The 12,218-nt window shown below is 60.8% G+C and carries 16 protein-coding genes and 1 pseudogene; 1 reads left to right on the forward strand and 16 read right to left on the reverse strand.

Annotated elements, in window-relative coordinates:
• The first annotated feature begins 44 nt into the window (after positions 1-44).
• Entirely contained in the window at positions 45-368 is a 324-nt protein-coding gene (gene yjdP, locus LBF07_RS13100) for a DDRRRQL repeat protein YjdP (protein WP_033144428.1), read from the forward strand.
• 52 nt (positions 369-420) lie between these two features.
• Here yjdP and phnP read toward each other — a convergent pair whose 3' ends face one another.
• From phnP to LBF07_RS13180, 16 genes and pseudogenes are all read right to left on the reverse strand, one after another.
• Positions 421-1,179 (reverse strand): phosphonate metabolism protein PhnP, encoded by a 759-nt coding sequence (gene phnP, locus LBF07_RS13105; RefSeq protein WP_094935049.1) that lies wholly within the window; start codon positions 1,177-1,179, stop codon positions 421-423.
• 9 nt (positions 1,180-1,188) lie between these two features.
• Positions 1,189-1,623 (reverse strand): aminoalkylphosphonate N-acetyltransferase, encoded by a 435-nt coding sequence (gene phnO, locus LBF07_RS13110; RefSeq protein ID WP_033144430.1) that lies wholly within the window; start codon positions 1,621-1,623, stop codon positions 1,189-1,191.
• Positions 1,616-2,167 carry a ribose 1,5-bisphosphokinase gene (gene phnN / locus LBF07_RS13115; RefSeq protein WP_094935048.1) on the reverse strand — a complete coding sequence of 184 codons (552 nt, stop codon included), beginning with the start codon at positions 2,165-2,167 and terminating at the stop codon, positions 1,616-1,618. The genes phnO and phnN overlap by 8 nt, the downstream gene beginning before the upstream one ends.
• Positions 2,164-3,300 carry an alpha-D-ribose 1-methylphosphonate 5-triphosphate diphosphatase gene (phnM, locus tag LBF07_RS13120; protein WP_069303539.1) on the reverse strand — a complete coding sequence of 379 codons (1,137 nt, stop codon included), beginning with the start codon at positions 3,298-3,300 and terminating at the stop codon, positions 2,164-2,166. Before phnM ends, phnN begins: the two co-directional genes overlap by 4 nt.
• A complete protein-coding gene (phnL, locus tag LBF07_RS13125) occupies positions 3,297-3,977 on the reverse strand; it encodes a phosphonate C-P lyase system protein PhnL (protein WP_064672971.1) in 681 nt (226 codons plus the stop codon). The genes phnM and phnL overlap by 4 nt, the downstream gene beginning before the upstream one ends.
• A 9-nt stretch (positions 3,978-3,986) precedes the next feature.
• Positions 3,987-4,744, reverse strand: a pseudogene (gene phnK, locus LBF07_RS13130) (phosphonate C-P lyase system protein PhnK).
• On the reverse strand, positions 4,741-5,586 hold the full coding sequence (gene phnJ / locus LBF07_RS13135; RefSeq protein ID WP_033144435.1) for an alpha-D-ribose 1-methylphosphonate 5-phosphate C-P-lyase PhnJ: 846 nt from the start codon (positions 5,584-5,586) through the stop codon (positions 4,741-4,743). The pseudogene phnK and the gene phnJ overlap by 4 nt, the downstream one beginning before the upstream one ends.
• Positions 5,579-6,643 carry a carbon-phosphorus lyase complex subunit PhnI gene (locus tag LBF07_RS13140; protein WP_094935047.1) on the reverse strand — a complete coding sequence of 355 codons (1,065 nt, stop codon included), beginning with the start codon at positions 6,641-6,643 and terminating at the stop codon, positions 5,579-5,581. The genes phnJ and LBF07_RS13140 overlap by 8 nt, the downstream gene beginning before the upstream one ends.
• Positions 6,643-7,227, reverse strand: coding sequence for a phosphonate C-P lyase system protein PhnH (phnH, locus tag LBF07_RS13145; RefSeq protein WP_032662532.1), 585 nt, complete (start codon positions 7,225-7,227; stop codon positions 6,643-6,645). Before phnH ends, LBF07_RS13140 begins: the two co-directional genes overlap by 1 nt.
• Positions 7,224-7,676, reverse strand: coding sequence for a phosphonate C-P lyase system protein PhnG (gene phnG, locus LBF07_RS13150; RefSeq protein WP_033144437.1), 453 nt, complete (start codon positions 7,674-7,676; stop codon positions 7,224-7,226). The genes phnH and phnG overlap by 4 nt, the downstream gene beginning before the upstream one ends.
• The gene (gene phnF, locus LBF07_RS13155) at positions 7,677-8,402 is read right to left on the reverse strand and encodes a phosphonate metabolism transcriptional regulator PhnF (protein ID WP_094935046.1); all 726 of its coding nucleotides are present in this window, start codon (positions 8,400-8,402) and stop codon (positions 7,677-7,679) included.
• Between the two features lie 20 nt (positions 8,403-8,422).
• Positions 8,423-9,202, reverse strand: a complete 780-nt coding sequence (gene phnE, locus LBF07_RS13160) for a phosphonate ABC transporter, permease protein PhnE (protein ID WP_094935045.1) — start codon at positions 9,200-9,202, stop codon at positions 8,423-8,425.
• A gap of 117 nt (positions 9,203-9,319) precedes the next feature.
• The gene (phnD, locus tag LBF07_RS13165) at positions 9,320-10,336 is read right to left on the reverse strand and encodes a phosphonate ABC transporter substrate-binding protein (RefSeq protein WP_047059567.1); all 1,017 of its coding nucleotides are present in this window, start codon (positions 10,334-10,336) and stop codon (positions 9,320-9,322) included.
• Between the two features lie 24 nt (positions 10,337-10,360).
• On the reverse strand, positions 10,361-11,149 hold the full coding sequence (gene phnC / locus LBF07_RS13170; RefSeq protein ID WP_033144439.1) for a phosphonate ABC transporter ATP-binding protein: 789 nt from the start codon (positions 11,147-11,149) through the stop codon (positions 10,361-10,363).
• A gap of 173 nt (positions 11,150-11,322) precedes the next feature.
• Entirely contained in the window at positions 11,323-11,766 is a 444-nt protein-coding gene (gene yjdN, locus LBF07_RS13175; protein ID WP_045889388.1) for a VOC family metalloprotein YjdN, read from the reverse strand.
• 80 nt (positions 11,767-11,846) lie between these two features.
• Positions 11,847-12,182, reverse strand: a complete 336-nt coding sequence (locus LBF07_RS13180) for a zinc ribbon domain-containing protein YjdM (RefSeq protein ID WP_023310096.1) — start codon at positions 12,180-12,182, stop codon at positions 11,847-11,849.
• Positions 12,183-12,218 lie beyond the last annotated feature (36 nt).

The following is a 12,218-nucleotide window of genomic DNA, read 5'->3' on the forward strand; positions in this document are numbered from 1 at the left end:
GCCGTTCATTATCGTAAGGCCAGTTCACCTGCGAGTCTGGCCTTATGAAACGTTACTCAACTGCTCTGTTATTCGGTCTGCTGTCACTCACCAGCCAACTGGCTCATGCCGATATTGTTGATGATGCTATTGGCAACATTCAGCAGGCGATCAACGATGCCTATAACCCCAGCAGCAGCCGCAGCAATGACGACGACGATCGTTATGACCGCAGCCGTCAAATCGACAGTCGACAATACGACGATCGTCGTCGGCAGCTTGAAGACAGACGCCGTCGTTTAGATGAACGTCAGCGTCAGCTGGATGACGACAGACGTCGTCTGGAAGAGGATGAGCGCAGGTTAGAAGACGATTACGATCGAGGCTAAGTGCGGCCTGTTGCCCTCACCCCAACCCTCTCCCACGGGAGAGGGAGAAAACCTAATCCAGCACCAGCACCATCCCGTCATAGCCCGCTTCTATGCCCTGCGGCAGCGGGTTATCCATCATCCAAACGTCAAACTGATGGCTGATATGCGTCAGGATCACCTGCGGGCAGCCAATTATCTCGTTTAACGCAATCACGGTATTTAAGTCGCAATGGTTTCGCGGCGTTTCCTCGCGCGGCTCATGGCTGCAGTCGATAATCATCGCCTGCGGCTGGTTGTTGAGCAGGAACTTCACCGTTTTCTCCGGCAGTCCGGCGGTGTCGGAAAGCCAGGCCACGCGGCTGTGGGCCGATTCCAGCAAATACCCGAAGGTCAGTTTCGAATGGTTGAGCGGCAGCGGCGTGACCCGCAAACCCTGAAGCTCAAACATCACAAACGGTTCGACCGTGTGGCTGAAATCCAGAATGCCGGGGTGCTTAAACAGGTCGTCGCATCCGGCGTCGTCCGGCGGACCGTAAACCGGGATCGTCGCCCCCACGCCCCAGCGCAGGGGGAAAAGCCCCTGAACGTGATCCATATGGTAATGGGTGAGCAAGAACTGCTGGAAGCTGCCCGCCGGCCAGTCGTCCATCAGGTGCGGAATACCGGCATCCAGCAGGGTGACGGCATCGTTGAATTTCACCACCGCGCTGCACGGGCGACGGCGATAGTTATCCTGCAGGCGCGCCCGGCGACACGCCGCGCAGTCGCAGCCAAAGACCGGCACCAGCTGGGCGCCACCCGTTCCCGTCAACGTGATGGTCAGACTCATAGCGCACCTCTACAGCGGTTTGGTGAATCGGAAATGGCTCTGCGTGTATCCTTCACGAACGTAAAAACGGTGCGCGTCGGTGCGCTTCACGCTGGTGGAAAGTTCGGTCAGTTCAGCGCCAGCCTGTCGCGCTACCTCTTCCGCCCAGGCCAGCAGCTGACTTCCGACCTTTAACCCTCGCGCCTGCGGCATTACGACCAGCTCCTGGATCTCGCCGATCCAGCGCGCATGGTGCAGGTGAAACTGCATGTGCAGGCCGATCATGCCGATGACCTGTCCCTCTCTCTCCGCAAGCTGGTAGCGCATGTTGCGATCCTGCAGGTTGGCAAGAAACCCGGCGTGGAACGCCTGATGGTCGAACTCTGCCTGCTTGAGCTCGCAGATAAGGGCGTAAACACTCTGCGCATCGTCGGCGGTGGCGGGGCGAAGCTGGCAGTCAGGCATGCTGTTTCTCCTTCTGACGGATAAGCGATAAAAAGGTATCGACTGACTGTAGCAAACTTCCGTCGTTATTGAGGATGTGGCAGTCCGACGGGGCATAGCGGGCCGCACGCTCAAGCCGCAGATCGATCTCACGGGCTGATTCACGCCCCCGACTCTGCAACCGGCTGCGCAGGACGTCCGGCGAAACCTGCAGGCAGACCGGCAGCAGAGCCGCCTCATAGCGGGCGCGCGCTTGCGGCAGATGCGCACGCGAGCCGTTAACCAGCACGTCGAACCCCGCATGCAGCCAGAGGTCGATTTCGATGCCCACGCCATAGTAATAACCGTTGGCGTGCCAGCTCAGCGCCAGCAGGTTTTGCCCGGCACGGATGAAAAACTCCTGCTCGCTCAGGGCGATATGGTTTTCACTCCCGGCATTGGCCGCGCGGGTAATATAGCGATGCGCGACCAGCAGTTGCGGATGTTCCCGCTGCCGTAAGGCGGACAGCAGGCTGTCCTTACCGGAGCCGGAGGGCCCCATTAACCAGATGAGCCTTCCCATCAGAACACCCTTTTTCCCTGACGCCAGACGTGGTCGATGTGAACGTGCTCGCCCTTGCGGTGGGCCAGCACCAGATCCGCGCGTTTACCCTCGGCGATTTCCCCGCGATCCTGAAGATTAAGCGCCGAGGCCGGGTTTTTCGTCACCAGGCGAATCGCCTGCGGCAGCGTAAAGCTGTTGCTCTCGTCGTCGGCCACCCGGAACGCCGCATCCAGCAGGCTGGCGGGGTAGTAGTCGGACGAGAGAATATCCAGCAGGCCAAGGGAGGCTAGCCTGCTTGCCGCGACGTTGCCGGAGTGCGATCCGCCGCGCACGATGTTTGGCGCGCCCATCAGCACGTTCATGCCGTGCCTGCGGGAGGCTTCAGCCGCTTCAAACGTGGTGGGAAATTCGGCGATCACGCTGCCAAGCTGGTGGGATTCGCGCACGTGATCGTGCGTGGCGTCGTCATGGCTGGCCAGCGCGATATTGCGGTCACGACACATCGCGGCAATCCTGAGACGGTTTGGCTGCGACCACTGCGCGGCAAGCGCCAGCTGCTCTTCCTCGTAGCGCGCCATCTCCGCATCGCTGAGAGAATATTTGCCCTGATAGTATTCGCGATACTTTTCAATGTTGGCGAACTGGCGCTGCCCCGGCGAGTGGTCCATCAGGGAGACCAGCGAGACCGGCTCGCGCCCGACCAGTTTTTCAAACAGCGGCAGGGTGGTGTGGTGCGGCAGCTCGCAGCGCAGGTGGAGACGGTGCTCGGCGCGGTTGAGGCCGCGCTTTTGCGTCTCCTCCACGGCGTTGATCATCTTCTCCAGATTCTCCAGGCGATCGCCGCCGTCGCGCACGTCGCCAATCGCCACCGCGTCCAGCACGGTGGTGATGCCGCTGGCGACCATCAGCGCGTCATGGCTGCTCATCGCCGAATGGGCGGGCCAGTCGACTTTCGGGCGCGGGGTGAAAAATTTGTCCAGATTATCGGTATGCAGCTCAATCAGCCCCGGCAGCAGCCAGCCGCCTTCACCGTCCATCGCTTCAGGGGTACGGCTTTGGGTTTCGGCAAAGGCGCGAATAACGCCTTCATGGACTTCAACCGAGCCATTAACCACTTCATTTTCCAGCACCAGCCTGACGTTATTGATAATCATGCGTGGACCCCCATCGGGTGCAATCTGTCCGCCACGCGGCTGCGTACGGCGTCGTCGTGGAAGATCCCGACGATCGCCGCGCCGCGCGCTTTGGCCTGTTCGATCAGCTCCACCACGGCCGCGCTGTTTTTGCCGTCGAGCGAGGCGGTGGGTTCATCCAGAAGTAAAATCGGGTAGTCGACGATAAACCCGCGGGCGATATTGACGCGCTGCTGCTCGCCGCCGGAAAAGGTCGACGGAGCGAGGTGCCACAGGCGCTCCGGCACGTTGAGGCGCGTCAGCAGGCTGGCGGCTTTGGCGGCGCAGGCTTCTCGCGGCACGCCCAGATCCAGCAGCGGCTGCATCACCACGTCCAGAGCGGAGATCCGCGGGATCACCCGCAGAAACTGGCTGACCCAGCCGATCGTCGTGCGGCGCACTTCCAGCACTTTGCGCGCGGGGGCCTGCACCAGATCGACCCACTCATCATTGTGGCGAATATGAATGTGGCCTTCGTCCGGGAGATAGTTGGCGTACAGGGAGCGTAGCAGGGTGGATTTTCCGCTGCCGGAATGGCCGTGCAGCACCACGCATTCGCCGCTGCTGACCTCTAATGAGGCATTTTGCAGCACCGGCAGGCGCACGCCGTTTTGCTGGTGGAGCACAAAGGTCTTACTTACGTTTTGTACGTGGATCATGTTGGCCTCTTAATTCTGCAATACGGACGACACCAGCAGCTGAGTGTACGGATGGTGTGGATCGTCGAGCACCCGGTCGGTTAACCCACTTTCCACCACCTGGCCCTGCTTCATCACCAGCAGACGGTCCGCAAGCAGGCGCGCAACGCCTAAATCGTGGGTGACAATCACCACCGCGAGGTTCAGCTCCACCACCAGACCGCGCAGCAGGTCGAGCAGGCGCGCCTGCACGGAGACGTCCAGCCCGCCGGTGGGTTCATCCATAAACACCAGCTTCGGATGGGTGACCAGGTTGCGGGCAATCTGCAGGCGCTGCTGCATCCCGCCGGAGAAGGTCGTCGGCAGGTCGTCGATGCGCGAGGCGGGGATTTCCACTTCCTCCAGCCAGAGTGCTGGGCGGTAGCGCGGATGTTGCCGTAGTGGCGCGCGCCGGTAGCCATCAGGCGTTCGCCGATGTTGCCCCCGGCAGAGACCTGACGGCGCAGGCCGTCCATCGGGTGCTGATGTACCACGCCCCATTCGGTGCGCAGCAGGCGGCGGCGTCCGGCCTCGCTCATGCCGTACAGCGAGGCGCCCTCATACAAAATGTCGCCTTTCTGCGGCGTCAGGCGCGCGGAGATGGACTTCAGCAGGGTGGTTTTGCCGGAGCCGGACTCGCCGACGATCCCCAGCACTTCGCCCGGCCACAGCTCGAACGACACGTCGCTAAAGCCTTTGCCCGGCGCATACAGGTGAGTCAGGTTATTAACCGAAAGCAGCGGTTTCATTGGCTATTCGCCTCGCTCTGTTGGCGGCAGTAATCGGTGTCGGAGCAGACAAACATCCGTTTGCCCGTGTCGTCCAGCACCACTTCGTCCAGATAGCTGTGTTTGGATCCGCAGATGGCGCACGGCTCGTCCCACTCCTGCACCGTAAACGGGTGATCGTCGAAATCCAGGCTTTCCACGCGGGTGTAAGGCGGGACGGCGTAGATGCGCTTTTCGCGCCCGGCGCCGAACAGCTGCAGGGCGGGCATCATGTCCATCTTCGGGTTATCGAATTTTGGGATTGGCGACGGGTCCATCACGTAGCGCCCGTTCACCTTCACCGGGTAGGCGTAGGTGGTGGCGATATGGCCGAAGCGGGCGATATCCTCATACAGCTTCACCTGCATGACGCCGTACTCTTCCAGCGCGTGCATGGTGCGGGTTTCCGTTTCGCGCGGCTCGATAAAGCGCAGCGGCTCCGGGATCGGCACCTGGAAAATCAAAATCTGATCTTCAGTGAGCGGGGTTTCCGGGATGCGGTGACGGGTCTGGATCAGCGTCGCGTCTTCGGTTTTTTCGGTGGTGTTTACGCCAGTTACGCGCTGGAAGAAGCTGCGGATCGACACGGCGTTGGTGGTGTCGTCGGCGCCCTGGTCGATGACCTTCAGCACGTCCGCCTCGCCGATCACGCTGGCGGTGATCTGTATACCGCCCGTGCCCCAGCCGTAGGGCATCGGCATTTCGCGGCCGCCGAACGGCACCTGATAGCCCGGAATGGCCACCGCTTTTAAGATGGCGCGGCGGATCATGCGTTTGGTTTGCTCATCCAGATAGGCAAAGTTGTAGCCGCTTAAGTTAGCCATTTTTGCGCTCCCGTTGCAGGCGTTTCAGCAGTTCCAGTTCGGCCTGGAAATCGACGTAGTGCGGCAGCTTAAGGTGCGAGACGAAGCCAGCGGCCTCAACGTTATCCGCGTGGGCCAGCACGAACTCTTCGTCCTGCGCCGGGCCTGCAACGTGCTCGCCGTAGTCCGGTGCCTGCAGGGCGCGGTCGACCAGCGCCATTGCCATGGCCTTGCGCTCGCCGAGGCCGAATACCAGCCCGTAGCCGCGGGTAAAGTGCGGGTCTTCGTCTTCCGGGGCGACGAAACCGTTCACCATTTCACACTCGGTCATCAGCAGTTCGCCGACGTTCACCGCAAAACCCAGCTCTTCCGGTACGATTTCAACGTCGATATAGCCGCTGCGAATTTCGGCCGCAAACGGGTGGTTGCGCCCGTAGCCGCGCTGGGTGGAGTAGGCCAGCGCCAGCAGATAGCCTTCGTCGCCGCGCATCAGCTGCTGCAGGCGGGACGAGCGCGAGCACGAGTAAACCGGCGGCGTGCGGGTGATGTCATCCGGCTGCGCGCCTGAATCTTCTTCCGTCTTCGCCAGACCCTGTTTTGCCAGCAGGCTGAAGACGTGCGGAGACGGTTCCTGTTCGGCGTCGGAGGTGCTCAGCTGCGGCGATTCGCCGTTCGCCAGCAGGGTAAAATCCAGCAAGCGGTGGGTGTAGTCGTAGGTGGGGCCAAGCAGCTGGCCGCCGGGAACGTCTTTATAAACGGCAGAAATGCGACGTTCCAGGCGCATCTCCGCCGTATTCACCGGCTCGCTGACCGCCAGTTTCGCGAGCGTGGTGCGGTAGGCGCGCAGCAGGAAGATGGCTTCCACGCTGTCGCCGCTGGCCTGCTTCAGGGCCAGCGCCGCCAGCTCGCGATCGGCGATGCCGCCCTCGGTCATCACGCGGTCGACGGCGAGGTTTAGCTGCTGCTCAATCTGGGCGACGCTCAGCTCGGGAAGCCGTTCATCGCCCCGTCGTCTGTGCGCCTGTAGCGCATGGGCGGCGGCGATGGCCTTCTCGCCCCCTTTGACGGCAACGTACATCAGCACACCTCCACGTGGGTGGTCCGCGGGATTGCCAGCAGGCGCTCGCCGCAGGTCAGGATCAGGTCAATGCCCAGCGGGAACGGGTGCGGGCGCTCGGTCAGCTCGTGAATGATGCACTCCGGCAGCTGCGGCGCAACCATGCGTTCGTCGGCGATGCCTGCCCCCGTGAGGCGCAGCATGCGGCCGCCGCTCAGGCTGGAAACCTGCAGGATCAGCGTGGCGCTGGTCTCCGGGGCGACGGCGCTGCCTTCGCTCAGGGCATTCAATTGTTCATGGCTGATTTGCTCGTCGGCCACGGCAAAAACCGCCTGCTGGGGCTGATCGACCAGCGGAGCGCTGGTGTGAAAACGCAGGTTCTGGCTGGCGATATCGTTCGACAGCGCGCCCGAGAGCCACACCGGGGTGTCGTTGTCGGCAAGCGTCAGCAGCACGCTGGTAGTCGCCAGGTTCAGCGGCAGCCAGCCCTGGGAGAGCTGGTGCAGCGAGACGATCACGCCCGGCTCGCTCATCGCCTTCAGCAGGCGACGAAAACTGTGTTGGGCATCCTGGACGGCCAGGGTAAAAGCAGGTTGAAGCGTCATGCGTTGTCTCCGCGAACGAGCGTAAAGAAGTCGACCCGGCTGGTGTTCACTTCGGCCTGACGTGCGGCAATGCGCGCGGCGCGGTCGGCTTCCAGCGGGGCAATAAGGGTTTCCATTAACGTCTGGAAATAGGGTTGTTCTTGTAAAAGCGCGTCGATCACCGCGCAGCGCTCGGCGTGCGCTTTGTCGCGCCCCAGCACGTAGCTGTAGCCCAGCGTGCCGCTGTTCAGGCGGATTGCCGCGCGGGTGAGGGTGGCGTCTCCGGCGAAAAAGCGTTCTCCGGTGCCGCCCATGCGCGCCTGGATCTGAACGAGGCCGATCTCCGGGGCGCGAAGGGTGTCGTAGTCTGGCGTCAGGCTGAGCGCGTTCATGCGGGCAGCCAGCGCAGCAGGCTGGCTATGGGCCAGCACGCGCATCCAGCGCTGTCGGGTGGCGGTGTCGAAGTGCATTCAGTGCTCCATGGTGAATTCGATCATGTCGGCGCGGGTCAGGCTGACGGAGTATTCCGTCGCGTTGATCTCGCCGTCACGGTGGTTGAGGGTGCGCACGCAGAGCAGCGGGGCCATATTGGGGATTTCGAGCACTTTGCTCTCTTTCGCCTGCGCGCGACGGGCGCTGATGCGCGTCTGGGTGCGCTTGAGCGCAATGCCGGTCGCATCCTTAAGAAAATCATGCAGCGAGCCGCTGGAGAAATGCTGGAGTACGGGCCAGAGGGCGAGGTCCGCAAAGTAGTGGTCTATCTGGCATACCGCCACGCCGTTAACGCGACGCAGGGTGCGCAGGTGAATGACGTCGTCACCTTCCTGAATACCCAGCGCGTCCGCCACGTGGCTGGAGGCCGGACGCAGTACCGAGAGCAGCTTTTCGCTGGTCGGGTGGCTGCCCTGATCCAGCAGGTTCTGGCTAAAGCGCGCCTGGGCGTTTAGCGGGTAGTCGAACGGGCGCATCAGCACCAGCACGCCCACGCCCTGACGGCGCTGGACCCACCCGCGCTCAACCAGCTGGTCAATGGCGCGACGCAGGGTGTGGCGGTTCACTTCATAGCGGTCGGCAAGCTGCTGCTCGGCGGGCAGGTAGTCCCCGCAGCGGTAGTGCGTGCGCAGCTCCACTTCGAGCTTTGCCGCAATCTCTTGCCAGCGGGTGGGATAACTGGTCGGATGTCTGGATAAGTGCATAGAAAACAAAGCCTCGCTTCTCAGATGAAGTGCTTACGCAAACGTTGAGAGAGGAAATCCAGCAGGCTGACGGTGACGATGATGAGCACCATCAGGGCGCAGGTTTGCTGGAACTGAAAACCGCGAATCGCTTCCCACAGGGTGACGCCAATCCCGCCTGCGCCCACCATGCCGACTACCGTCGCGGAGCGGACGTTGGACTCAAAGCGGTACAGGGAGTAGGAGATCAGGAGCGGCATAACCTGCGGCAGGACGCCGTACAGGATCTCTTCGATTTTGTTGGCGCCCGTTGCGCGGATGCCTTCCACCGGGCCGGGCTCGATGGCTTCGACCGCTTCGGAGAGCAGCTTGGAGAGCACGCCGGTGGTGTGGATGAACAGCGCCATCACGCCGGCGAACGGACCCAGGCCAACGGCGACCACGAACAGCATCGCAAAGACCATTTCATTGATGGCGCGACAGGCGTCCATCAGGCGACGCATCGGCTGGTATACCCACCACGGCACGATGTTTTCGGCGCTCATCAGGCCAAACGGAATGGAGAGAACGACGGCAAGAGCGGTGCCCCAGACGGCGATTTGCAGGGTGACCGCCATTTCGCTGAGGTAATCCTGCCACTGGCTGAAGTCCGGCGGGAAGAAGTCGGCGGCGAAGGTCGCCATGTTGCCCGCGTCTTTGAAGAGCAGCAGCGGATCCATTTCCGCGCCCTTCCAGGAGATAACCAGCACCGCCAGCAGGATGGCCCAGCTTATGAGCGAGAACCAGCTGCGCTTCGGCGGCGGGAGGGTGATGGCTTGCATGTTGGCTCCTTTGGGTTTAGTCCCCTCTCCCTTGAGGGAGAGGGTTAGGGTGAGGGGGAAATGTGCGCGCTGATGCCCTCACCCCGCCCCTCTCCCACTGGGAGAGGGAGAAAGGCACTACTGCACCGCTTTATTCACGCTCGTCATCGCACCGAGCGCGGCGGTCAGGCGGTCGAGGTCTTCCAGCTGCGCCTCAATTGCGGCCACTTTGCTGGTCTTCTCCTCGTCCTTCAGCCCTTTGTTGTCCTTCACGCCCTGCATCTCTTTAAACAGCGCCAGCTGGCGAATCGGGACCAGCTGCAGGTCGCTTGACGGGCGGAACGGTGCCCAGCCCAGACGCGCCAGGACCGCTTTCTCTTCCGGCGTTTTGCCATAGGTCATGAAGAAGTCGTACACCTTGTCCTTGGTGCTCTCGGACAGGTTTTTACGCCACACGATCGGGTCGCCCGGGATCAGCGGCGATTTCCAGATAACCTTGATCTCTTTCAGCTTGTCCGGCGCGGAAGTTTTCAGCTTGTCGAGGTTCTCGGTGTTGTTGGTAGCAACGTCCACCTGCTTGTTGGCCACGGCCAGGGCGTTGGTTTCGTGGCTGGCGTTCACCGTGCGTTTGAAGTCGCTGGCGGAGGCGTTGTTTTTGGCGAAGACGTAGTAGCCAGGGACAAGGTAGCCGGAGGTCGAGTTCGGGTCGCCGTTGCCGAAGGTCAGCTCTTTGCGTTTGGCGAGCATGTCGTTGAGGTTGTTGATCGGGCTGTCTTTGTTCACGATCAGCACGCTCCAGTAGCCCGGGGAGCCATCTGCCGCGACGGTCTGGGCAAAGACCTGGCCGTTCGCGCGGTCCACCGCTTCCATGGCGGAGAGGTTGCCGTACCAGGCGATGTCCACTTTATTAAAGCGCATCCCCTGGATGATGCCCGCGTAGTCCGGGGCGAAGAAGGCGTTCACTTTGATCCCCAGCTTAGTTTCCATATCTTTCAGGAACGGTTCCCACTGAGGCTTCAGATTCTGCTGTGATTCCGTCGAAATAATGCCGAAGTTCAGCGCTTTTTCCTGCTCTTGTGCATACGCCGGGCTTAACAGGGTGCTGAGGCTGAACATGCTGGTAAAGGCCAGCGCGGCAACGGCTTTGTAGCTCATGTACTTTCCTCGGATCGGGTTTAATTAAGCAGCCTGCGCGTTCTCTTCGACGCGGTTAATGCTGCGGTAGAGATGGTCAAAACGTTCGTTATCAAACTGATGGCTCGCGCCATCAAAGAACACATGTCCCTGACGCAGGGCGACAATGCGTTCGCAGTAGCGCAGGGCGTAATCCACCTGATGCAGCGTGACCACTACGGTGATGCCGTCGTTCTGGTTAATGTCGCGCAGGGTTTCCATCACGATGCGGGCGGACTCCGGGTCCAGCGAGGCAATGGGTTCGTCAGCGAGAATGATTTGCGCTTTCTGCATCAGCGCGCGCGCAATCGCCACGCGCTGCTGTTGTCCACCGGACAGGGTGGAGACGCGCTGGTGGGCAAAATGCGCCATGCCGACGCGGGTCAGGGCCTGCAAGGCTTCCTGCTTCTGTGAAGGAGAGAACCAGCGCAGACAGGTGCGCCAGAACGGGGTGCTGCCGAGCGCGCCAATCAGCACGTTCTCCAGCACCGTCAGGCGGTTCACCAGGTTGAACTGCTGGAAGATGTAGCCCGTCTGGGCGCGGCTCTTGCGGATATCACTGGCGAGACGCCCCGCGCGCTGCACGGTATTGCCCAGCAGCTCGACGTGGCTTTCCGGCGTTTTATCGCAGGTGATAAGACCGCTTAAATGACGCAGAAGGGTGGATTTACCGGAACCGGATGGCCCCAGCAGCGCCACCATTTCGCCCTGCTGGACGGTCAGATCAACGGCATGCAGAGCCTTATTGTGATGGAAGGTCTTGCTCAGTTTCTCGACGCGGATGACGGTTTGCATGTGCTGGGCCTCACGATAAATGTGGCCTCATGCTGGCGCATCAATGTGACATTTGGGTTAAGTCTGGGTTGCGGGAGTTTGAAGAGTTGAAGTGAAAGCGATGACAGTCACCGTAGGCCCGGTCAGCGCAGCGCCACCGGGCGCTGTTGCCGGCTGCGCTGCGCTTATCCGGCCTAAGACGTTTGCTGCTGCTTAACGACGTTAATCATCCACGGCACGCCGTATTTATCGGTGACTTTACCGAAACCGTGTGCCCAGAAGGTTTCCTGCCAGGCCATGTCGATATTCCCGCCCGCGGCGAGGTTGTCGAACCAGCGTTTGCCTTCATTAACGTCCTGGGTGTCGAGAACCAGCGTGAAGCCCGCGTACTGCGCGTTGCTGCCCGGCGGCATCCCGTCGCTCATCATGATATCGCTGCCCGCAATGCGGACGTTGGAGTGAGCGATAGCCGAATCCGGAAATTGCATACCGGACGGACAGCCTTCTTCGCTGTTATCGCTTTTTGGCATTTCGCCGAAGGTGATTTTATAGAGAAGCTCTGCGCCGACGGCTTGCTGGTAGAAAGAAGTGGCTTCTGCACAGTTGCCGGCAAAAGAGATGTAGGGACTTAACGGCATAATCTTTACCTCACGTAAGAAAAGCCCGTTAAGTGTAGTTCCCGAAAACCCGGTAAGCGAAGCGCCACCGGGCGGGTAAATCAGTTCTTTTTCACGAACTCTGATTTCAGCTTCATCGGACCGAAGCCGTCAATTTTGCAGTCGATATTATGATCGCCTTCAACCAGACGGATATTCTTCACTTTGGTGCCGATCTTCAGCATGGAAGAACTGCCTTTCACTTTCAGATCTTTAATCACGGTTACGCTGTCGCCGTCCGCCAGCAAATTGCCGTTCGCATCTTTTACGACAAGTGCATCAGCATCGTGGGATGGTTCGGCATCATTCCATTCGTGAGCGCATTCCGGGCAGATGAACATGCCATTATCTTCATAGGTGTATTCAGAATTGCATTTTGGGCAGTGTGGGAGTGACATATCGGTATCCTCAAAAAGTGTAAACGCGCTGGAAAG

The organism is Enterobacter cloacae complex sp. ECL352 (assembly GCF_020149545.1).
Lineage (GTDB): Bacteria > Pseudomonadota > Gammaproteobacteria > Enterobacterales > Enterobacteriaceae > Enterobacter > Enterobacter asburiae_B.